Genomic DNA, 23,704 nt, shown 5'->3' with positions numbered 1-23,704 from the left:
ATCCTAGAATTATTAGTTAAATTGTCGCTTATACTTTTATTATTGTACTGCTTGATTATTTGACCAAGTTGGTGTTGATCTTAAGTATGTTACAGCTGAGTATTTTACATAAACTTGATTGTTCTTTTTGGCAGTGTATTTTGTCTAGAAAGTTTTGCCAAGCTTTGAAATCTATAACTTCATGAGTTTGTGTTAGATTGATACCAATAAGCTCATAAATTATCCTGAATAATACTATTAGCTATAAATCAATACAACTAATTAAAGATAATTGCTTTGTTAAACTTAAACATATTTAGCATCTTTGTTACCTTATTTATATAATATAATAAAACTTACTATATATCTGAGATCCTTTTTGATAACTACAAGGAAATATTATAAAATCTACTAGTTAAATTCTTTACAAGTGGGTTGTGTTATGACTTTTAAGTATACTAATTTTAAAATTTTAGAAGTAAACGGTGTAGATATTAAAAAATTTTTGCAGGGGCTAACAACATCAGACTTAAATGGATTATCAAGTTATAATGATATTTTGCTTACAGCTTTTACTAACTTAAAAGGACGAATTATTTCACTATGTTTTGTCAAGTTTATATCCAATGAGAAACTACTCTTATCAGTTGAACAAGAGGTTTTTGATAATCTACTAGCATGGCTGAAAAAGTATGGGATGTTTTCTAAAGTTACTTTTAGTCTTAATGAAAACTATAACTTATTTTTCACAAAAGCTGGCTTTTTAAATCATGATATTTTAGCTAAAGATTCTTTATATTCTGAGATGACTTTTGAGCAGGTTCAAAAAGAGAATATCTTTAATAAACTCGCAACCATAAATGCTACTAATTTTGAGAAGTTTCTTCCTGCTGAGTTAGATTTAGACAATGTTGATAAGTTGATTTGCTACACTAAAGGCTGCTATATGGGCCAAGAAATTATAGCTAGGATGCATTACAAAGCTAAACTAAAGAAAGAACTAGCAGTAGTTAAATCTCAGTCAGATATTGCTGATTTTGATCTAAAAGATAGTCAAGGCAAACTTCTAGCAAATGTTGTTAATAAAGTATTTGTTGATAATCAATGTTACATGCTAGTTATGTTTCATAAAGAGGCTTCTGATCAAGAGTATCAATTAGATAATGGCAAAATTATAACTAAATGCTAGATCACCTTAATCCACAACAGCAACAAGCTGTCAAGTATATAGCAACACCTTTACTTGTATTAGCAGGTGCCGGTAGTGGTAAAACTAGTGTAATTATAGAAAAGATTTCTTATCTTATTGAGCAACTTTTATATCCAGCAAAAAGTATTTTAGCAGTGACATTTACCAATAAAGCAGCTAAAGAAATGCAAGAACGTGTCAAATCGAGTCTTGATAAAGAAAAATCAAAAGGCTTGATGATATCTACATTTCACTCGCTTGGTTTATCTATTCTTAAAAAGCATTTTAGCGAGCTAGAATATAAAAAGAATTTTACACTATTTGATAGTCATGATTCTTTAGCTTTGATATATGATATTGCCTATGACGAATATCAATTACCTAAGCAGAATGCTGGTTTTATTCAAGCAAAAATATCTTTTTGGAAGTCAGCACTACTTACTCCTGATCAAGTAGTGACTAAAGATGAATTAGAAGAGAAGGCAGCTTTTATTTATCAAAAATATCAAAAATATCTAAAATCATATAACTCTTTTGACTTTGATGATTTAATATTCCAACCAATACAGTTATTTAGAAGTCACCCTTATATCCAGAAACTTTGGGCAGATAAGTTTAGGTATATATTAATAGATGAATATCAAGATACTAATGAATCGCAATACCAATTGTTAAAATATCTAACACAAGGTAAAAATAAATTTACTGTAGTAGGCGATGATGATCAATCTATATATGCATGGCGAGGTTCAAAACCTGAGAATTTACGCCATTTACAAGATGACTGTGCTGATCTAAAGGTTATCAAACTAGAGCAGAATTATCGTTCTACAGGTAGAATTTTAAATGTTGCTAATAAACTTATAAAAAATAATAGTCATATTTTTGAAAAAAAGCTGTGGTCTAATAAAGACTATGGTGAGCCTGTTAAGGTAATTAGTCTAGTAAATGATGAGGATGAAGCTCAATTCATTGCTAGTGATATATTTTTTGATAGAATAAAAACCAAATCTAAAAACTCTGATTATGCAGTGCTAATTAGAAGTAATTATCAAGCTTACTTACTTGAAAGGTATATGCAAATGCACAAAATTCCATATACTATTAGTGGTGGTAGCTCATTTTTCTCTAAAGCGGAAATTAAAGATATTATTTCGTATTTGAGGTTAATTGTTAATCCTAATGATGATAGAGCTTTTCTACGCGTGATAAATACCCCTAAGCGTGAGGTTGGTAGTGCAACTATTCACAAGTTAGGTGAATATGCAAGCCAGCGTCATTATAGTTTTTTTAATACATTGCATAATTTAGAAAACTTTGAATTGCGTGATTTTACCAAGAGAAATCTAATATCTTTTAAGAATTTAATACTCAATACCCAACAACAGATAAACTCAAGTATCTCAGTACAAGAGCTAAAAAATATAATTAATATTTTTATTGAGAATATTTCGTATAGACAATGGTTAATAGACTCTAGCTCTTCTGAAAAGCAAGCTGAATGTAGGTATGCAAATGTTATTGAAATTACTAAATGGATTGCAAATCAACTCGAAGATGAGTCATATAATGGCCTTGAGTCATTAGCAACCATATTAAACAAAATGCTTTTGATAGATATTTTAGATAGAGATAATGAGGATAAAAATGATAATAAAGTCCAGATTATAACTATGCACGCGTCAAAAGGTCTAGAATTTAAAAAAGTCTATATTATGGGGATGGAAGAGGGGATATTACCACATCAACAAAGTATCGAGGATGATTCAATAGAAGATGAGCGTCGCCTTGCCTATGTTGCAATCACTAGAGCTAGAGAGAATCTAACCATCACTATGACTAAATACCGCAAAAAGTTTTTTGGGAAACAAGTTTCGATTCCAAGTAGGTTTATTGATGAGTTGCCAGAAACAGATTTATATTGGGTTGGTACAGAAAAAGAGTGTGCAGAAACTCGTCAGGAAAATTCAAAACAAAATATCTCAGCATTAAAAGATATGTTTGGCTAGTTTGAGCAAATATATAATATGATTTATCTGCTTAAAAATATAAGTGTTTTATATTGGAAAATATCACAAATTAAAAGTTCTCGATAAAAGAATTAATTGGCTAGTTTTAGATGCTCTAGAGCTTGATGAAGCAAAATTTTCTGTAGTTGATTTGATAACATCATTAATATTAGTGAATTATGTCGAAGTACTTTTCTAAATCTGAACTTATAGCCACTACAAAGAAAGTCCTAACAGTGGAAGATGTTACTTATTTACCAGAGTAAAAAATCTTACCAACATAGGCGCATTTCTTGATTGTGGTTTGGAAAAAGATCTTTTTGTGCCATTAGCAGAAGAACATAGTTATTTTGAGATTGGTAAGTCTTATATTGTTTAACTATATCTTGATAAGATTAATGAATCACGGTGTCTTCAAAAATTAACAAGTTTATAAAAGATTATACTGGTGATGAACTAAAAACTAGTCAAGAAGTAGATCTTATAATTGCTCACTCAACAATATAGGTTACAAAGCAATTATCAATAATAGCTACTATGAGGTGTTATATACTTTATTACTCAGAAGTCTTTAGAAAATTGAGTTTTGGACAGTATACCAAAAGATATATTAGAAATATCCGTTATGATGGTCGGTATAGATTATCGTTACAGTTAGTGTATAAAAATTTAGATAACAATGCCGCACTTATCGAGGAATATCTCATAGCTCATGATGGTTCAATTAAATGATAAATCTAACCCGGAAGATATCGCACGCGAATTTGGTATTAGTAAAGTAGCATTTAAGCGTGCTATCATGATACTTTTGAAACAAAGTAAAATTGTAATAAGAGATAGTGGTATCTATTTGAATGGTTAATTAATAGAAATTTATTGTTGAGCTTTTTTACGAGCTTGCTGCTTTAGCTTGTTGTTTTTTTAGCTTATTTAGTTCTGCAAGTTTTTTTGCTTCATCGCCAAAATGCCGGAATCCTTTTTGTGCAGCTAATTAAGATTGCTTTTCACGCTCGGTAAAGCGAGCTTTTTGTTTTTTAGTAACTTTAATCATAGCAACGATGACAGCTTATCTCCTTGACATACTCAGAGGGCGTTTTTTTATCAGTTTCTATAATTGACATACTACAAGCAAAACACTGATCATAGTACCTTTTTCAAGACCATGGTTTACAGCAACCCTTAAAGCATTCATATTGCCACATAGATTTTTCTTTCAGTACTTCTTCTAAATACTTAAGAATCCCACCTTTTAGATGATAGACTTCTTCAAAATCTTTGGCTTTAAGTAGTGCTGTATATTTTTCACATCTAATCCCACCAGTACAAAACATAATAGCTATTTTTTTTATGCTTTTTAGGGTTGAGTTTATCATCGACATATTGAGGAAATTCGCGGAAATTCTCTATACGAGGATTGATAGCATTTTTTAAAATACCAATTTCTATCTCATATTAATTGCAGTATCAATAAACATAGTCCCATAGTCAGAAATCAATGCATTCCAATCTTTAGGCTCAACATATTTACCACAAACTTTGTTAGGGTCAATCTCATCAATGCCCAGAGTAACAATCTCTTTTTAAAGCTTTACTTTTGAACGATAAAATGGCATTTATTGATGATATGACTCTTTATAATCAATATCTGTTAGGCGTGGGTCTGATTTTAACTAAGCTAGTAAGCCATCTATATTTTTACGTATTCCTTCAGTACCATTGATTTCTTCATTAGCCAAGAGGTAATGTACCTTTTATATTTTTTTTATCATGGTATCTAGAAGAGGTTAGCGCATAGCCTCAAAATCTTCTAATGTAACAAATTTATACATTGCGCAGACAACTATTTGTCAAATATTTTCCTAAAAATATTTAATTTAATGAACATAAGAATTTTGAAATTAAAAAATAATATATTAGTAAAATAAATCAGCTAGAAATAAATATTTTAGATTTTAGATTTAACATATTATATTCAAATTTTAAAAACTAAACATTTTTAAAAATGAAAAAATCTTATTATTACTGCTAATAATTTAATTTATGCCTTACAGTGATAACCAAAGTAAACAGAAAGAACTAGTTTAGACATCTACATTTTATGCAATACAGCCTCGATTAAATATTTTAAAACCTATTTGCTTAAAAATTTTGTTTAACCCATATATACCAAACACTCTACAAACAACTATCAGTCAAATAAAAAAAGAGGAAAAGCTGAAAATGGGGTCTATATAAAATACCCTAATTATAAAACAATTAATAAGCATTGACTAGGTTTAATTAAGAATGCTGAAGTTTGGACAGTCGATACTAAAAAAAACCTGAAGCTATCCAATGTGTGAAATATCAACAAAACTTAACTGACCCATAAGTTACAAATACAGTTCTGGCTCGGGCAGTTTACTTAGTTTTTTAACGCTTAATATTCTACTTTTAATTTAAATGATTTATCACTTTGGAATGACTTATTTGAATTAACTAGAGTTTGTTCCATGTAAAAGTAATTTACCGCAATCATCGCGTGGTTTTGTAAATCCGTTTATTAAATTATTAGAAATACCTATTATAGATTTAATCACATTGCGGCACTTTGCTTGATGCATGAGGATAAAATTCTCACAGCTCAAGTAATAAATCAACAAGCACAAGAGTATATAGAAGAGCTTGAGCTAACTAGATATGTAAGTAAAAAAAACACAAATAAAAGAGAATATCAAACAGAAACTGTTGTCATTAACATTTAGTAAATTTTAAAAAAACTTATGGTTACCTAGATCTAATAAATAATTATCTAATTATAAGACAGTGTGTCTGAAAAACAAATTACAGAGGTAGTAGACTCACTACAAAGATGCGAAGTACGATTTAAGCCTATAATCAAAGAGGAAACAGATATTTTAATAGAGTAGCTTGTATATAATGCTTATCCAGTTGATATTGAAATTGCTGAAAAGTGCAAACTTGATTAGTATTATAAATATATCATGCCAAGATAGTTCTATGCTTAATGATAATAATCAAAGCATTTATACAAAATGGTGGATATATCATTAGACTTAGCAATATATTTGGTATGAGCAACTTGTAAAACAGCAAATACTAAATTACAGTTTAAAGTGGCTAAGTTTTTATATGGTATTAAGGATTTAAACAAAGAAGATAACTTTGGACATAAAGTTGACTGATTTTTGATGGCAGATGTTTTTGCTGAGCTTATAAATGCTATGCAAAACTGTATAGTAGGTGAGAATTAACAATATGATATTAGATAATAACCAATTAAAAACGTATAAGTATGGTTTAGCACATCATCCAAATCTTAGAGAAGACTGCAAAATTTCTTTAGAAAAAGGAATTTTAAGTATTAAACTAGCTGAAAATAATGCTATTTTAGAAAAAATTTTCAAGCATGATAATACAAAAGCTGGCTTGGTATCACACTCAAAAGTGATGAAGTCAAAGAGATGCTAGGCTTTTATTTTTCAAATTTAATATCAATTATTGTATTATTAGGTAGTTTTATAAAAGTAGCTACTTTCCAATATTATAAATGCTACTAGTAGATATTGATTAGATTCAAAAAATAAATAAAACTATCTTTTTTAACAAAGAAATGTACAAAAGCTAAGATAATCTTTGAGATAACTAGTAAACTTAAATGTAGCTGCTCAAAATTAAAATTATATAAAAGTATGTAACTAACTGATGATGTTTGCTAATTATCAGTAAGCAATTTACCGCTTTTACAAATATTTGCCATAGAAAATTTAAGTTTTGATGAGTATTAGATGACTATGTGTGGTATTTCTTAAGCATATAATGCTTAAAAACATTAAATTAAGTTGATAAAAAATAAACTCTATATGGATATATTTAGCGAATTTGTTGAGATTGAAAAATTTACACCGATAAAAATTTGTAATCACTCTGTCGATTTAGGGTTATTTTTAAATAGCTCTAATATTGGTGACATATCTATAATTCATAGTCAACAGAAAAATGATATATACAAATATACAAACCTAAAGGATAGAAATAAAAGATTTATAGCTAGAAAAAAATTATATTTATTTCTAAAAGAAAAATATAGATTAGAGTATTTTGATTTTGATACTAATAATTACAATAAGCCAAAATTTAAATACCATCAAGACATTCATTTTAGTTTTTCCTATGCTAAGGAGCATATATTTACTGGGGTATCAAGCTTAGAAATAGGCATAGATATTGAATACATAGATAAATCGTTAAATGTAGAACAATTAGCACATATAATAATGCATCCAGCTGAGTTTGATTATTTTAGTTCTCTAGCTACAAAAGACAAACGAGAATTCTTTTTTAGAGTTTTAAATCTAAAAGAAGCTATTATAAAAGCCATAGGAGTTGGGCTTTATTATGATATAAAGTCTATAAATATCTTAGATATTGATAAAGATCATAATTATAGCTTTGAAAATTACAAATTTAGCATTAGAGAATTTGAATATATTGGTCAATTTAGGCTATCAGTCTGTCTAATTAATAAATAAAATAATGATTAAGCTCAATAATAACTAAACCAAAATTAACCCACCTATAATAGTAAGACCAACTACATCAGTTAATAATCATTAGCAAGCCTATTAATAAAATCTTGATACATTTCACAACCACCAAAAGCAGGATGAATAAATATCATTTTAGGCTTATTAGAAATATTATTAGAATAATATTTAATTAATTGAAATTTATTATTAGATACATTATTCAATAATGATTGTATTGTTTTATATCTATAATATATCAACTTGAAAATAGTGCCTTATAATTTAAAACTGATTTCGAGAGCGAAATTATTTGGGCTAGTCAAAAGATATAGCTAGTATTTTTGAGGTTGAAAGAAATATGATTACACTAAGCATATAGAAATATTTTAGATAATGAGATGGATAAAAACTCAAAATGTGCAAAAATTGCACAAGTCCAGAAAGAAGATTTTAGAATGGCAAAACAAATATCGAAATATATAACCTTAGTATATTATTAGCAGTTAGCTAGAAGACAAAGTCATCTAAAGCTATTCACTTTAGAAAGTGGGCAACACAGACTTCAAAACAGCACATAGCACAAAGGTTATACAATTAATCAGTCAATTGTTGAAAACGATCCTATTTTTTTTAATTGATATTAATCTTAAACTACAAACTTCAGTAAGAAAAACAGGTTAATAATGATAATTTAAAGCTAGAATATTTTAGGTATATGGCTAGTTTATAGTATATAATTAGTTATTTCGAGTTAATAATTAAGTATCAAGTTCTCTATAAATTTATTCTTAGATAGACTTTTAGTTATCAGCTTTTTTGATCTGTTAAACTTTTTAACACTAATATAATTATAATTATATAGCTCAAAATATTTTTTTTAGATCTTATATAGTTGGTAAATATATAAGTAACTAATTATGAATAAGCATTATATGGCGTTATAGCAATCTCAAGAAATGAAAAAAGATTGCCGATTAATCCAGAGCTTTTATTTAAAATACCTAGAGATATTAGAAATAAGCTTATATTTGAGACTAGTTATGGAGGAGAATTTTTTTTGGTTTCTGATGAGAAAATTGCTAGTTTAACAGCACAGAAGTATCTTCAAAACCAATAAATTATTAGAGGATACTAGAAATGTAATAATTAATAGCTCCAACACCCAAAGATTTAGCTGGAATTAAAGAGGGTAGTACAAATCGAGGTGTGGATAGATTGTATCAAAAATAAAGAAATAATACAGCTAGCTATTCATAAAAAATTAACTCTTATTTTCTTAACTTAATCTAGTTATATCATCAAAAATATAACATTTTATTGTTTTTAAAATCAATTTACCTTTGAATCAATTACTTAAATGACCATTATTAACTAATAAAAGGTCATTATATGTCAATATTCTTAGTTATATGCATCTATCTTTCAGATATTTAATACAATATAATATCTTTAATAGCTACTTTATATTACTATTACTTAGATATAAATAAAATAAAGCCTCTAAATCTTCTTTAGATACTTCATTCTTTATTTTAATAAAAATTATTTTAACCTAAAAAGGACTTAATTGTTCTTAATATTATAAAATTAAGAGAGGATAATATGCCAAGAATAATAGTTGACCCCAAAAAGCCTTTTGATATTAGTCTAAGAAACTTTAAAAGAGCTTGCGAGAAAGCTGGTATTAAACAAGAACTTAGGGAAAGAAAAACTTTTATAAAACCAACAGAGAAAAGAAAAATTGCTAAAAGGACCGCTATAAGTAGGGCTAAACAAGCATTAAGAAAATCTTATTATTAATTTTTGTATTTTAAAATAACTGGAAAGGTAATTATTGATTATAGGTTTGAGAATCAAATTAAACTTAGATGATTGTCAGCGCTTTCAGAAAAAAAAATAGTTTTCAAAGTTATCTATACGCTACTATGCTATTAGAAAAAGTCTTTTTATCTAATCACTCAGTTTTTTTGATTTTTGATATGAGAGTATATAGTTAAGAAAAGAAGCCCAAAATAATAAAAAAACTAGAGGCTAATAATAATTATAGTAAGTTTGATACTGTTCATATATTGCTCCACTGAGCTAAATTGGCAATAAACAATGCCTTTGTAAACCCAAGTACCAGCCAAATATTGCTCCTCCTACTTTAAAGTCTCCAATTTAGATCAGATAGAAAAGTAGTAACTCTTGTAACTACAGCAAGCCAACTAAAAAATAATATAACAATAAGTTTACCTAATACAAAAGACACAAATATAGAATATAATAGCTATTTATATCTTTAAACGAGAGATTTATTTGTGCATTTGATAGTATAAAAAGTGGAAGTATAACAAAATTAACCCATGAATGAAGGGTTATATATACTATTAATCTTTCTATAGGTGATAATGATTCACAAATAGTTACTTCAGCCATGATAAACACGATCGTTTCATAGGCTTATATGACTCAGTTGAAGATTATTATGCAGATATTTTAAAAGTTCCAGAGTATCTAAGATACTAAAAACTGTTGATTTAATCTAAAGGCAGATGCTTCTTTAAATTCAAATCTTGCAATTTGAAATAACTCGCTATACTTATTCAAAAAGAGTGGTAATTTGGATTTAAACGCAGAAAACAGTTAGCAAGTATTGAATTATCTATTAGTAAAATAACTACTTTAATCTAAATTTTGGTACAATACTGTCCATATTATTTTTCTAAATAAAATTCTATGAAAAACTATCTACTACAAATTGAATATTTTGGTAAAAACTACTGTGGTTGGCAAAGGCAGTCTCACTCACCAAGTATTCAATCAGAACTTGAAAAAGCACTGTCAAAAATAGCCAATCAAACCATAGAAGTAAATTGTGCAGGTCGTACAGATACAGGTGTGCATGCTACTTCACAGATAGCCAATTTTCATTCAGATGCAGATAGACCATTAAGTACCTGGCGGCGTGGTGCAAATGCTTTGCTACCTAAAGATATTAAAATATTAGTAGTCAAAGAGGTTAATAATGATTTTAACTCAAGATTTACTGCTTTAAATAGAATATATAATTATCTTATATATAATTCACCAATTAGCTCACCAATTTTTGCTGAGCATTGTTTATGGGAAAATAGAGAGCTTAATATAGACAAGATGAATCAAGCTTGTAAGTACTTATTAGGTGAGCAAGATTTTAGTTCTTTTAGGTCATCACAATGTCAGTCAAATACACCATTTAGAAATATCCAAAAAGCCGAGTTTATTAAGAAGGGTAGTTTTATTGTTTTTGAAGTTATTGGTAATGCTTTTTTACATCACATGACTAGAAACTTTATAGGCTCATTATTAAAGGTAGGTTTGGGTTTTGAATCTCCTGATTGGATTAAATCTGTATTAGAAGCCAGAGATAGAACACAAGCCGCAAAGACAGTTAAAGCACATGGTTTGTATTTTGCCGGTGTTCAATATCCAGAGTTTAGTTTCAAACGCCAAATAATTAATTTGTTTTGTTAGATTAATCTGATAATTAATATAAATAAAAGGATAGCAACAAAATGGCTGTAGTTTTTATATCCATTGGGTGAATGATTGGTAGTGGCTTGGCTATTTTCTCTATATTATGGTTCAAAACAGCAGGTCGAGGAGTGATAATTTCTTGGTTTATTACAGCTTCGCTTGACATTGCTTGTAGCATTATGTTTTGCTGAAGTAGCTTCATTTCTACAGGAGAAATGAAATTTTTACGTATTAATCTCATTCTCGTACCTTAGGCTTTTTATTCGTTACCTTATGTTGATTAATTATCTTATCTATTTAACATTAGAAGCGTATCATTTAGTTGTGTTTTCAGATTCAACATGTGTTTTTTTTATCGTATTATGGAGCTTTTGTCGTATTTGTAATCATGCTAAGTTTTACATACCTAAATACTCATCAGCTAAAAAATGTTGCAAAGATAAATTCAAGTGAGTATTTGGAAGATATTCTTGCCCTATAGCTATTGCCGTAGGGATGTTAGCCATTATTCTATGGATCTTTTAAGAATTATCATGCTAATATCTCCTCATATAAGTGTAAATTTTTTTATTACCGTAATATGCTCGGACTTAGCCTTTGCATTTTCAGTATTCTGAAAGAGTCTAATAGTTGCAAACTCTGCTAAGAATCCTACCTAAACTAGCAAAATCACTACTATCTTTGATAGCTCCAGTTGTTATCAGCTTAACAATGTAGAATCAGTCAATGGTTTCAATGCTGGAATAGCTCCACTTTTAGGTTTACTCAATTTATTTAGCCTTGCATATTATCTGTACTATACTATTGATTAATGAAATCGTAGCACCCTTTATACAGGTAACGTTTATACAGCTGTTACTGGTAGGATTTTGCAGGAATTTGGCTTAAAGTTTTTCAAAAAATTAGTTCTAATAAATTAAATAATGTGCCAATCTTATTGTATTTGGATTAACTTTTTTTGTTGGTTTAGTTTTTTTGTTTCAATTTCCAACTTGGACAACTTTGGTAAATTTCTTATCATCTTTAGTTTTACTTAGCTGTTTACCAGGTCCTGGTGCTTGATCATATTTAGTATTAGTCAGGAACTTTTAATTTATTATGTTTAATAATTTCTAGTAGCCTTTAATATTTATGCGCAAATATCTTATTCAAGTGCTTTTAAACAAATATGATTTGTTTGTGCTTATATTATGTGTTTGTTGGCTATTCATATATCCATGTATTAAACTTATTGACTACTTTTCCTTATGATAATTTATTAGTGCAATTGGGAGTGTTATTTTTATCAAAATATTTATTATTACCCAAGCTTCCTTCTAACAAAGATATTGAAGAAAATATTAAAGATGTTATCTTAGAAATAGAAAATCTTAAAAGTACTTAATACTACTTTTAGCATTAAAAGCTAATTACAATCAACTTCATTTAGGTTAAAATACCCTTTTAAGAAAATCTTTATTTTTATAAAATGACAGATATACATAATCATAAGATTTTAATTTTAGATTTTGGTTCACAGTATACCCAACTTATTGCTCGTAGAGTAAGAGAAGTAGGGGTTTTTTGTGAAATTTTTCCTCATGATATGGCAGTTAATTTTATTAAAGATTATCAAGCAAAAGGCATAATTCTATCAGGTGGTCCTGAATCAGTTTATGATTCTGATTTCAAAGCTCCTAAGATAGTTTTTGAGCTTGGAGTTCCTGTTTTAGGTATTTGCTACGGAATGCAAACAATGGTAATGCAGCATGGTGGTGAGGTAAAAGGAGCTGATCAAAGTGAGTTTGGTAGGGCAATTATAAATATCCTAAATTCAACAAATAATATATTTTCAAATATGAAGCATGAACAGCTAGTTTGGATGAGTCATAGTGATAAAGTCACTAAAACTGGTGAGAACTTTGAGATAATTGCATCTTCGACAAATGCTCCAGTAGCCGCAGTTGCGCATAAAACTAAGCCTTTTTTCGGTGTGCAGTTTCACCCAGAGACAACTCATACAGAGAATGGTAAGCAAATTATTGAGAACTTTGTCGTTAATATCTGTGGTTGTGATACTCTGTGGAATATAGAAAACATTATCGAAAATGATATAAAAGAAATTAAGCAAAAAGTTGGTAGTGATAAAGTAATTTTAGGCCTATCTGGAGGTGTTGACTCTTCTGTAGTGGCAGCTATATTACATGAATCTATCGGAGACCAATTAACTTGTATATTTGTAGATACTGGTTTACTACGCCTTAATGAAGGTGATCAGGTTATGCAAGTATTTGCAGAGCATATGGATATTAATGTTATTCGCATAAATGCAAAAAATAGATTCTTAGATGTTCTAAGAGGTATCTGTGATCCAGAACAAAAGCGTAAAATTATAGGTAAGCTGTTTGTTGATATTTTTAATGAAGAGGCAGCTAAGATAGAGAATGCTAAATGGCTTGCCCAAGGTACTATCTACAGTGATGTAATTGAATCAGCTGGTAATAAACAATCTAAAGCACATGTGATTAAATCTCATCATAATGTTGGTGGCTTACCAAAAGAAATGAAACTTAAGCTTTTAGAACCATTAAGAGAACTTTTTAAAGATGAAGTTCGTAAATTAGGTTTAGGTTTAGGATTACCTTATAATATGCTTTATAGACACCCATTTCCTGGTCCTGGTTTAGGTGTGCGTATATTGGGTGAAATTAAGAAAGAGTATGTAGAAACGTTACAAAAGGCTGATGCTATATTTACAGAAGAGCTTTATAAACATAATTTATACCACGATATTTCACAAGCTTTTGGAGTATTTTTACCTGTTAAATCTGTAGGTGTAGTTGGCGATCAGCGTAGATATGAGTATGTAATAGCTCTAAGAGCTGTAGTAAGTATTGATTTTATGACGGCAACATGGGCTAATTTGCCTTATGATTTTCTATCACTAGTTTCAAATAGAATTGTAAATGAAGTAAAACAAGTATCAAGAGTTGTGTACGATGTGACAGGAAAGCCACCTGGAACAATTGAATGGGAATAACGCATCTCTGTGCTATAACATAAATGTTTAATTATAAAAGTATTTTTACATACTTTTGAGTTAGATGAAGATTTTAAACTATGTCAAAATATATCATTTTAGATAAAATAAATACCCCATCTGATCTTAAGCTAATTCCTGAGAGTCAGCTCAAAATCTTATCATCAGAGCTAAGAGCTTTTTTAGTAGATACTTTAGATGTAAGTGGTGGGCATTTTGCAAGTAGTCTTGGTGCTACAGAGTTAACCGTTGCTTTGCATTATGTTTATAATGCTCCATATGATAATATCGTATGGGATGTAGGTCATCAGACATATATTCATAAAATTCTCACTGGTAGAAAAGATAAACTTATCACGATTAAAAAAGATGGTGGAATTTCAGGCTTTCCTAAACGTAGTGAGAGTGAATATGACACTTTTGGAGTTGGTCATTCAAGTACCTCTATAAGCGCCGCTTTAGGTATGTCTATAGCTGACAGGCTACAAGGTAAATTATCTAATACCATAGCAGTAATCGGTGATGGTGCTATAACTGGTGGTATGGCTTTTGAAGCTTTAAACCATGCTGGCGGTATCAAGGAAAATATTCTTGTTATTCTTAATGATAATGAGATGTCAATTTCTGATAATGTTGGTGGACTTTCGGCACATTTCAGTAAAATTATTTCTGGTGGTTTTTATAATTCTATACGTGAAAAAGGTAAGGAAGTATTAAAGAATATTCCACCGATATTTGAGTTTGTCAAAAAAATTGAAACTCAAACCAAAGGTATGTTTGTACCAGCAAATTTCTTTGAAGATTTAGGTTTTTATTATGTTGGTCCTATCGATGGTCATGACGTTACAGAATTGGTCAAAACTTTAAGAATACTAAAAGAGCACAAGGGTCCAAAACTTTTACATGTGATTACTAAAAAAGGTAAAGGCTATACAAAAGCTGAATCAGACCCAATTAAATTTCATTATGTTGCTCCAAGTTTTCATAGTGGTGAGAATATAACTACCAAAGTTCCTAAACCAACTTATTCAAATATTTTTGGTACTTGGATTTGTCAAAAAGCTGCCAAAGATAAGCGTTTAGTTGGAATAACACCAGCAATGAGAGAGGGATCTGATTTAATTAAATTTTCACAACAATATCCGCATAGATATTTTGATGTGGCTATCGCTGAGCAGCATGCTGTTACATTTGCTGGTGGCTTGGCTTGTCAAGGACTAAAGCCAGTCGTGGCAATATATTCAACATTCCTACAGCGAGCTTATGATCAGGTAATACATGATATAGCTCTACAAAATTTAGATGTACTATATGCGATTGATAGAGCAGGTCTAGTTGGTGCTGATGGTGCTACTCATGATGGTAGCTTTGATTTATCATTTATGCGCTGTATCCCTAATCATGTGATTATGACACCAAGTGATGAGAACGAAGCTTACCATATGCTGGAGCTTGGTTATGAATATAATGGTCCAGCTATGGTACGTTATCCGCGTGGTGCTGGTATTGGTGCTGAAATTACTGATAAATTAGACTTACAAATAGGTAAAGCGAAACTGATTAAACAAGGTTCAAAAATTGCAATTTTAAATTTTGGAACATTATTACCTATAGCCAAACAACTAAATGAGAAATATCATGCTACAGTTATAGATATGCGTTTTGTCAAACCACTTGATGAAGATATACTTCATCAAGTATCTCAAACTCACGAGATAATATTAACTTTAGAAGAAAATTGTATTGCTGGCGGTGCAGGCTCTGCTGTTAACGAATATTTTGTAGCCAAAGATCTTAGTAAAAAAATAACCGTTAGAAATTTTGGTCTTCAAGATAAATTTCTCAATCATGGTACAAAAGATTTATTATTAGCTCAAAGTAATCTTTGTGTTGAAAAGATATCTCAAGAGTTAGATAAACTATTAAAATAGTTTATAAAAGTGTAAGTTATTAGTATGATTTAGTTTACTATGTGTTTTTTTTGTTAAAAATTATAATAACTGGCCAATAGTTAATGCTAAATCTCAAGGCGAAACTATTGTAGCTTTTGGTTATAGTCTTACAAGCAGGATATGTTGTGGATAAAATATAACTATCCGCCCACAGCTTGCTGAAATGCTCAAGCAGCCAGTTACAAATTATGTGTACATCTGGCGAAACCACTCAACAAGAGTTACTAAGAAAATTAATAAAGTAACTACTCAAAAATCCTAAGATAGTTCTTATTACCCCTGGTGAAAATGATCTTAAAAAGAAAATTCTATGTATATTAATTGATAAATATCTCAAAAAATAAAAAGATACTTATTTATATATCTTTGTTTAAGTTTGAAATCCCTTCTTTTTGGTAAACATGATATACATCTAGGCCAAGCTTTTTTCTAATATAAGGTAAAGAAAAATAGCCACGAATATATTTTTCATCATTTTTATCTTCATCATAAACTATGACATGATGATATTCCGAATTAATTAGCGTATTTAGTATATGACCTATTTTTGAATTTTCAATAATTGAGTATGAAACTACATTAGCCATAGCTATTGGTAACATAATATCATTTGCTGTCAGATCTGTAGGTTTGGCGCCAGAACTTCTGGCTCTTTCCTGTAATTTTTGACTTTCTATATGATGTAAAGCTATGCTTCCAATGACTTTATCTTCTTCATCAGTTACAAGAATAAAATCTTTATGATTATCTATCAATTTGTTTTTTACGTCTTTTAAGTTTACATCTGCTTTAACGACTAGAGCATCATGTTCTTTAAAGTCACGAAACACCTCTAAAGCTGGGCTATCTAAATATAAAAGATGATTAATGTCACTTCTTAGGAAACTGACCGATTTAGCATATGTAAAGTGAGAAAGTTCTATCTTTTTAAAGTCTTTTAGATCCACAGAAATTATCTCCAATATAATATCGAGTTGATAATTAGATTTTAGACAAAATATTTGTCTTTTTCAAAGTTTATCATATATTATTTGTTATATGATGAGATCTAGTTTATAAACTATGGCAAATTACTTAGTAACAGGCGGTTCAAATGGTATAGGTAAGGCAGTTATTGAACTACTTTTACAAAATAAAATTAATAGTGTTATTAATATAGATATACAAGAAAGTTTTATTGCTAAAAACCTAAAATTTATCAAAGTTGATTTAACTAAACAACAAGATATTTCTAAAGCTTTAGATCTTATCAAAGATGTTAGCTTTGACGGATTTTTTTTAAATGCGGGGATTTTGATAAAAGGTTCTATCTTTGATATAGATATTCAAAGTATCAAAAAGGTATTAGATTTGAATGTCTGGTCAAGTATTTATCTTATCAAAGGTTTAGAAAATAATCTCAAAACTGGCGCCTCAATAGTATTTAACGGCTCTGATCAATGCTTTATTGCCAAACCAAATAGTTTTGCATATACCATAAGTAAAGGGGCTATTGCACAAATGACTAAATCATTGGCTTTAGATTTAGCTAAATATCAGATTAGAGTTAATACTGTTTGTCCTGGTACTGTTGATACATATTTGTATCGAAATTTGATACAAAAATATGCAAATAATGTTGGAATATCCTTTGATGAAGCGCAAAAGCAGGAAGAAAAAGAATTTCCTTTAAATAGAATCGCTAAGCCGCAAGAAATTGCTGAATTAGTAATTTTTCTACTTAGTGATAAAAGTAAGTTTATGACTGGTAGTTTAATTCCTATAGATGGTGGTTATACAGCGCAATAGTATTATTATCAATATAGAGAATAAAAATGTTATAATTCCTACTAAATTTTGTTTTAAAACTAAAGTATGATCGAAACAGATAGAATAATCTCAGCTAATACAGCTCAAACTAGTGATGAAAATATTATAGATAGATCTATCAGACCCAAAACTTTGGCAGAATATGAAGGTCAACCAGCTGTATGTGAACAAATGGAAATTTTTATTCAAGCAGCAAAAGCACGTAATGACGCTCTTGATCACACACTTATATTTGGACCTCCAGGTTTAGGTAAAACAACTTTATCAAATATCATTGCGAATGAAATGGGTGTTGAACTCAAACAAACAAGTGGGCCTGTTCTAGAAAAAGCAGGTGATTTAGCAGCACTTTTGACTAATCTTGAAGAGAATGATATCTTGTTTATTGATGAAATTCATCGTTTAAGTCCTGTTGTAGAAGAGATTCTATATCCTGCCATGGAGGATTATCAGCTTGATATAATGATAGGTGAAGGCCCAGCTGCGAGATCTATAAAAATTGATTTACCGCCGTTTACACTCGTTGGAGCAACTACAAGGGCAGGGCTTTTAACTTCACCATTACGCGATAGATTTGGAATTATTCAGCGCCTGGAGTTTTATTCTATAGAAGATCTGTCGAAAATTGTTTATCGTTCAGCAAAGTTGTTAGATTTAGATATCACTGCTGATGGAGCTATGGAGATTGCAAAACGCTCAAGAGGGACACCGCGAATTGCTAATAGGATTTTACGAAGAGTAAGAGATTATGCCCAAGTTAAAGGTTCTGGAGTAATATGCTTTGAAATTGCTGATAAGGCTTTGACTATGCTTAAAGTCGATCCCGTTGGCTTTGATCATATGGATCATAGATACTTACTTACTTTAATGGAAAAATTTGCAGGAGGACCTGTAGGTTTAGATACAATGGCAGCAGCTCTAAGTGAGGAAAAGGGTACTATTGAAGATGTTATTGAACCTTATTTAATCCAGCAAGGATATATTATGCGTACAGCTAGAGGGCGCATAGCTACTTTATTAGCATATAATCATTTTAAACTAAAAATTCCTGATAATTTAAGTGTAGATCAGCAGCAAACTTTACTAGATTATAACAAATAAGTTATAACAAATAAGATTTAGACAGCTTAGGATTATCAATAACTAAAGAACTTATCAAAATTATTATATATTAATCACATCTTTTATTCTATTTGATATTCTTGAGCGTCTAATGAAGAAGTACTCTCATAGAGTATCTATTCTAGTTGATCTGTGTTATTCTAATCAATAATTGATCTGTGTTATTCTAATCAATAACATTAATTCTCTCACACTCTTAATTTATAAACTTACCTACAGTATTTAATTTAAAATAATATCCTAACACTATTGCCCAACATCTTTAAAAGTTTCAACTTGAACATCAGAGTTTTTGGATTTTACACCACAATTTTCTTCAAAACAGTGTAAGCCGAAATAATTATTATAGTCAAAAGCACAAATCTTGAAGTTCACCATCCTGTTTTTCGAGGATAGCCTTGTACAATTACAAGACTCTTTGGAGCTATATTAACTTTAAGTACTAGCTCTCATCTATTTGTTGTATGGTTTTATTTCCAAAAACTTTATAAAAATTAGTGTATTTTTTTTATTTTAGCTTGTTGTTGGTTATCTTATCTAGGTCATGTTTATTATTAAGCAGTTTTAAAATGCTTGGAATCGTTTCTCTTTCTTTACATATTTCCTTTATTAGCTTCTCATGTATATCTTTTGGCATAAAAAGTCTATAAAGATTTTATTTTTTTCAGCAACATTTTAATAAAAATCTTTTTTGTCTATAATATCTCTCAAGTTTTGAAATAAAGGATAAATATGCAAATAGTCGAGCAAATGAGAGATAGAGCTCTTAAGGAGCTAAATCTTGTCAAAGATAAAAAATCTTTAGATGATATTCGAGTTAAATATCTTGGCAAAAAGGGGGAATTAACTGAGATGATGAAGCTAATAGCGACATTACCTAATGATGAGAAACCAAAACTAGGCCAAGCGGTAAATATTGCAAAACAAGCTTTACAAGAAGCAATCAATATAAAACTAGCTAATTTTGAAGAACAAGAGTTAAATAAAAAACTGGCTCAAGAAAAGATTGATGTGACATTAAGTGGTGTAGGGCAAAATCAAGGCTCACTTCATCCTGTAACAAAAACTTTAAATAGAATAGAAGCATTTTTCAAACAAAATGGCTTTGCAATTGAATTTGGTCCTGAGATTGAAAGTGACTATTATAATTTTGAAACTTTAAACATTCCCTCTCATCATCCAGCTCGCACTATGCATGATACTTTTTATATCGATGAAACTCATGTTTTGAGAACGCACACATCTGGGGTACAAATTAGAACAATGGAAAAACAACAGCTACCAATTAGAATAATTGCTCCAGGTAGGGTTTATCGTTGTGATTCAGATATTACCCACACGCCAATGTTTCATCAAGTAGAAGGTTTGCTTGTAGATAAGGATGTTTCTTTTGCTGATTTAAAAGGTCTGCTACATGCGTTTTTAAATTCATTCTTTGAAAAGGATCTGAAAGTACGCTTTAGACCATCATATTTCCCATTTACTGAGCCATCAGCAGAAGCTGACATCGAATGTGTAATGTGTGATGATAATGGTTGTAGAGTATGTAAACATACTGGTTGGCTAGAAGTTTTAGGCTGTGGTATGGTACATCCAAAAGTATTAAAAGCAGGTAATATTGATCCACAACAATATCAAGGCTTTGCATTTGGTATAGGAGTAGAAAGATTATCTATGCTTAGATATGGTATTGATGATTTAAGAATGTTCTTTGAAAATGATCTGAGATTTTTAAAACAGTTTTAATTATTATTTGAGGTTTATAAATGAAATTTTCACATAAATGGTTAAATGAATATCTAAGTGATACTCAGAATAGCCAAGATTTAGCAGATACCTTAACTTTGGCAGGCCTAGAAGTTGAGGCCATTGAGCCGGCTGTTGCAGAAAAAGTTAGTGGCGTAGTGGTTGGACAAATTAAAACTATCGCAAAGCATCCTAATGCAGATAAATTAAATGTTTGTAGTGTTGATGCTGGTGAAGATAAGTTGCTAACGATAGTTTGTGGTGCTAGCAATATTTATGAAGGTATGAAAGCTCCTGTTGCAAAAATCGGAGCAGTATTACCAGGTAATTTTAAAATCAAAAAATCTAAACTGCGTGGTCAAGAATCTTTTGGGATGCTGTGTTCGAAAGAGGAACTTGGTTTAGCTAACAAAGCTGATGGTCTTATGGATTTACCAGCAGATGCTCCAGTAGGCACAGATATTAATAAATATTTAAACTTAGATGATAATATTATAGTAGTTGATCTAACACCAAATAGAGCAGATTGTCTCAGTGTATATGGTATCGCTCGTGAAGTATCAGCTCTAATAAAAACTGAACTTAGAGATTTAGAAATAGTAGAACCTAAAGTAGTAATAGATGATATTAAACAAGTTAATATAATTGCTACAGATGGATGTCAGTCATACTATGGCTGTATCATAAAAAATGTTAATAACAAAGTCCAAACACCTTTATGGATGGTTGAAAAACTAAGAAGAAGTGGCATTGATAGTATATCTTTTTTTGTTGATGTAACAAATTATGTAATGCTACTTACTGGTCAACCAATGCATGCTTTTGACCTTGATAAACTAGATGGTAGTATTAATATTCGTTATGCAAAAGATAATGAAAAACTAACACTACTAGATCAAACACAAGTTAAATTAAGCTCTGATACTTTAGTAATAGCAGATGATAAAAAAGCTCTAGCAATAGCTGGTGTTATGGGTGGTTTAGATTCATCAATATCTGCTGATACTACTAATATTTTCTTAGAAAGTGCGTTTTTTGTTCCTGAAAAGATTGCTGGTAAAGCACGTAGATATAATCTCCATACTGATTCTTCTCATCGTTTTGAGCGAGGAGTTAATCCACAATTAGCTAAAAATGCTATAAAAATAGCTATTCAACTAATAACACAAATAGCAGCTGGTGATGTTGCGCCAATTCATGGAGCTGAGGATTTAGAGAGATTAAATAAAGAAAACAAAATAAATCTTTCTATTAAGAAGCTAAATCGTGTATTAGGCACAGATTTCAGTTTGGAGTGTGTTACTGAAATACTACAAGCATTACATATAGATGTTACAGAGACTTTTGATAGTAATTATATAGAAGTATCACCACCAGCGTATCGCTTTGATATGGAAATACCAGAAGATTTAATCGAAGAGGTAGCACGTATTTATGGTTATTCAAAGCTTCCAGAAACTATGCCTAAATATGCAGTGGCTAAAACTGATATATCTGAAACATTCCAGTCTTTAGCTACGATAAATGCGCGTTTGATAGATAGAGGCTATCATGAGACTATTAACTATAGTTTTATAGATCCAAAATATGACGAGTTTTTCTTTGCTGATAGAGGTATTGCAATTAAAAATCCTATTTCACAAGATTTATCTATAATGAGACAATCTTTGATACCTGGTTTGATTAGTACTTTTAAGGCAAATGCTTCGCGCCAGCAAAATCGAATTAGAATATTTGAGAACGGTGCTTGTTTTAAACTACAAGATAACCAGAGAATCCAAGTTGATAGAATTGCAGGTTTAGTTTACGGTGAGCTTTTAAATATTAACTGGTCTAACTGTAAAAAAGTAGACTTTTTTGATGTTAAAGCAGATGTTGAAGCATTATGTAATGATGTTACAAACCTAAGCTTTGAAGTTTGTGATGATATCAATTGGCTTCATCCAGGTCAATCTGCTTATATCTTAGCTAATGGTAATATGATTGGAGTAATTGGAGTGATTCATCCACGTGTACTAAAAACTTTCCAAATTAAGGCTAAAGCACCAATAGTTTTTGAATTGGATTTAGCTATTTTAACAAAAAAACAAATACCAAGTTTTGAGAAAATATCTAAATATCCATCAGTAATAAGGGACATCTCATTTTTGGTTGATAGGTTTGTCTTTGCTGGAGATATTATCAAAGCTATAAAAGATTTAGATATAAATATCTTAAAAGATGTCAATATCTTCGATGTCTATGAAAACCATTATGATCAAAGAAAGAGTATAGCGTTAAGCATACTTTTTCAAGATAACTTACAAACTTTAGATGATAAGGTTATTATTGAAAGTACAGATAAAATCCTAGAGGCACTGAAATCTAAATTTAATATTGAGCAAAGATCTTAAATATAATCAAAAAACTTTTTTGAGATAAATTTGGTTAAATTAACTAATATTTATTTATTTTTATATTATATACTTTATTGCATAAGCCTTTTAACTCAAGGTTCAACTATTAATCTGATAGGATGTAAGTCTTTGAAATTCTTTTAAAATATATAGATTACAAAAATGTGACTCATTAACAAAACCACAGTTCTAGCAAATAAATACTTCAAAACCTTTATGTATCTTATGTCATAAAGCCATGTTTTAGCCAAAAATCTATAGCTCTATATACAAATACAGTTGGGGTATTTATTTGTTTTTTTACTGAAAGAATTTCTAAAATATCATAGGCACTTAGAGAATTATCTTGATTTTAAAATAGCTTCAAGCACTTGCTCTCGAAGTTTAATAAATATGTACTTATTTTTTTCACAAAATTCTTTGGCAGTTTGTTATATTTTTATTCATTTAAATAAT

Annotated in this window: 14 protein-coding genes and 9 pseudogenes; 18 read left to right on the top strand and 5 right to left on the bottom strand. The window is 29.8% G+C overall.

Going from position 1 to position 23,704, the window contains the following annotated elements; all coding sequences use genetic code 11:
• The first annotated feature begins 421 nt into the window (after nt 1-421).
• The 3 genes and pseudogenes from ygfZ (at nt 422) to FSC845_RS05000 (ending at nt 4,039) form a co-directional block, all read left to right on the top strand.
• On the top strand, nt 422-1,168 hold the full coding sequence (ygfZ, locus tag FSC845_RS05010) for a CAF17-like 4Fe-4S cluster assembly/insertion protein YgfZ (protein WP_064461740.1): 747 nt from the start codon (nt 422-424) through the stop codon (nt 1,166-1,168).
• Nucleotides 1,162-3,177, top strand: coding sequence for a UvrD-helicase domain-containing protein (locus FSC845_RS05005; protein ID WP_064460977.1), 2,016 nt, complete (start codon nt 1,162-1,164; stop codon nt 3,175-3,177). Before ygfZ ends, FSC845_RS05005 begins: the two co-directional genes overlap by 7 nt.
• A 43-nt stretch (nt 3,178-3,220) precedes the next feature.
• Nucleotides 3,221-4,039, top strand: a pseudogene (locus FSC845_RS05000) (GntR family transcriptional regulator).
• Between the two features lie 27 nt (nt 4,040-4,066).
• On the opposite strand, the pseudogene trhO reads toward FSC845_RS05000, so the two are convergent.
• Nucleotides 4,067-5,006 (bottom strand): annotated as a pseudogene (gene trhO / locus FSC845_RS04995) (oxygen-dependent tRNA uridine(34) hydroxylase TrhO).
• A 649-nt stretch (nt 5,007-5,655) separates the two neighbouring features.
• On the opposite strand from trhO, the pseudogene rdgC reads away from it, so the two are divergent.
• The 5 genes and pseudogenes from rdgC to rpsU form a co-directional block, all read left to right on the top strand.
• A pseudogene (rdgC, locus tag FSC845_RS04990) lies at nt 5,656-6,431 on the top strand (recombination-associated protein RdgC); the annotation flags it as partial.
• Between the two features lie 4 nt (nt 6,432-6,435).
• Nucleotides 6,436-6,737 (top strand): annotated as a pseudogene (locus tag FSC845_RS04985) (hypothetical protein).
• Nucleotides 6,738-7,040: 303 nt separating this feature from the next.
• A complete protein-coding gene (locus FSC845_RS04980) occupies nt 7,041-7,709 on the top strand; it encodes a 4'-phosphopantetheinyl transferase family protein (RefSeq protein ID WP_064460976.1) in 669 nt (222 codons plus the stop codon).
• Nucleotides 7,710-8,673: 964 nt separating this feature from the next.
• Nucleotides 8,674-8,823: a hypothetical protein gene (locus FSC845_RS07860; RefSeq protein ID WP_156507920.1), complete on the top strand. Its 150-nt coding sequence runs from the start codon at nt 8,674-8,676 to the stop codon at nt 8,821-8,823.
• A gap of 485 nt (nt 8,824-9,308) precedes the next feature.
• Entirely contained in the window at nt 9,309-9,506 is a 198-nt protein-coding gene (gene rpsU / locus FSC845_RS04970) for a 30S ribosomal protein S21 (RefSeq protein WP_064460974.1), read from the top strand.
• A gap of 435 nt (nt 9,507-9,941) precedes the next feature.
• On the opposite strand, the gene FSC845_RS10105 is transcribed toward rpsU, so the two are convergent.
• Nucleotides 9,942-10,124: a Na+/H+ antiporter NhaA gene (locus tag FSC845_RS10105; RefSeq protein ID WP_144416481.1), complete on the bottom strand. Its 183-nt coding sequence runs from the start codon at nt 10,122-10,124 to the stop codon at nt 9,942-9,944.
• Nucleotides 10,125-10,130: 6 nt separating this feature from the next.
• On the opposite strand from FSC845_RS10105, the pseudogene FSC845_RS09725 reads away from it, so the two are divergent.
• From FSC845_RS09725 to FSC845_RS10100, 6 genes and pseudogenes are all read left to right on the top strand, one after another.
• Nucleotides 10,131-10,211, top strand: a pseudogene (locus tag FSC845_RS09725) (antirestriction protein ArdA); the annotation flags it as partial.
• Nucleotides 10,212-10,424: 213 nt separating this feature from the next.
• Entirely contained in the window at nt 10,425-11,201 is a 777-nt protein-coding gene (truA, locus tag FSC845_RS04965) for a tRNA pseudouridine(38-40) synthase TruA (protein ID WP_064460973.1), read from the top strand.
• 71 nt (nt 11,202-11,272) lie between these two features.
• Nucleotides 11,273-12,588 (top strand): annotated as a pseudogene (locus FSC845_RS09720) (APC family permease).
• 84 nt (nt 12,589-12,672) lie between these two features.
• Nucleotides 12,673-14,223, top strand: a complete 1,551-nt coding sequence (gene guaA / locus FSC845_RS04955; RefSeq protein ID WP_064460971.1) for a glutamine-hydrolyzing GMP synthase — start codon at nt 12,673-12,675, stop codon at nt 14,221-14,223.
• A gap of 80 nt (nt 14,224-14,303) precedes the next feature.
• Nucleotides 14,304-16,154 (top strand): 1-deoxy-D-xylulose-5-phosphate synthase, encoded by a 1,851-nt coding sequence (gene dxs / locus FSC845_RS04950; RefSeq protein WP_064460970.1) that lies wholly within the window; start codon nt 14,304-14,306, stop codon nt 16,152-16,154.
• Between the two features lie 43 nt (nt 16,155-16,197).
• A pseudogene (locus tag FSC845_RS10100) lies at nt 16,198-16,483 on the top strand (arylesterase); the annotation flags it as partial.
• Nucleotides 16,484-16,531: 48 nt separating this feature from the next.
• On the opposite strand, the gene FSC845_RS04945 reads toward FSC845_RS10100, so the two are convergent.
• A complete protein-coding gene (locus tag FSC845_RS04945) occupies nt 16,532-17,122 on the bottom strand; it encodes a CBS domain-containing protein (protein ID WP_144416480.1) in 591 nt (196 codons plus the stop codon).
• Between the two features lie 115 nt (nt 17,123-17,237).
• On the opposite strand from FSC845_RS04945, the gene FSC845_RS04940 reads away from it, so the two are divergent.
• Together FSC845_RS04940 and ruvB are read left to right on the top strand one after the other, a co-directional pair.
• Nucleotides 17,238-17,963 (top strand): SDR family NAD(P)-dependent oxidoreductase, encoded by a 726-nt coding sequence (locus FSC845_RS04940; protein WP_064460968.1) that lies wholly within the window; start codon nt 17,238-17,240, stop codon nt 17,961-17,963.
• Between the two features lie 66 nt (nt 17,964-18,029).
• Nucleotides 18,030-19,085: a Holliday junction branch migration DNA helicase RuvB gene (gene ruvB / locus FSC845_RS04935; protein ID WP_064460967.1), complete on the top strand. Its 1,056-nt coding sequence runs from the start codon at nt 18,030-18,032 to the stop codon at nt 19,083-19,085.
• A 226-nt stretch (nt 19,086-19,311) separates the two neighbouring features.
• On the opposite strand, the pseudogene FSC845_RS10095 reads toward ruvB, so the two are convergent.
• Nucleotides 19,312-19,781 (bottom strand): annotated as a pseudogene (locus FSC845_RS10095) (glucosaminidase domain-containing protein); the annotation flags it as partial.
• 57 nt (nt 19,782-19,838) lie between these two features.
• Between FSC845_RS10095 and pheS the strand changes: the two are divergent.
• Nucleotides 19,839-20,852: a phenylalanine--tRNA ligase subunit alpha gene (pheS, locus tag FSC845_RS04925; protein WP_064460966.1), complete on the top strand. Its 1,014-nt coding sequence runs from the start codon at nt 19,839-19,841 to the stop codon at nt 20,850-20,852.
• A gap of 20 nt (nt 20,853-20,872) precedes the next feature.
• The gene (gene pheT, locus FSC845_RS04920; RefSeq protein ID WP_064460965.1) at nt 20,873-23,245 is read left to right on the top strand and encodes a phenylalanine--tRNA ligase subunit beta; all 2,373 of its coding nucleotides are present in this window, start codon (nt 20,873-20,875) and stop codon (nt 23,243-23,245) included.
• A gap of 43 nt (nt 23,246-23,288) precedes the next feature.
• Here pheT and FSC845_RS07340 read toward each other — a convergent pair.
• Nucleotides 23,289-23,695, bottom strand: a pseudogene (locus tag FSC845_RS07340) (Fur family transcriptional regulator).
• Between the last annotated feature and the right edge of the window lie 9 nt (nt 23,696-23,704).

This window comes from Francisella persica ATCC VR-331 (assembly GCF_001653955.1).
GTDB classification, from domain to species: Bacteria; Pseudomonadota; Gammaproteobacteria; order Francisellales; family Francisellaceae; genus Francisella; species Francisella persica.
This window is presented reverse-complemented; position numbering and strand designations above follow the sequence as displayed.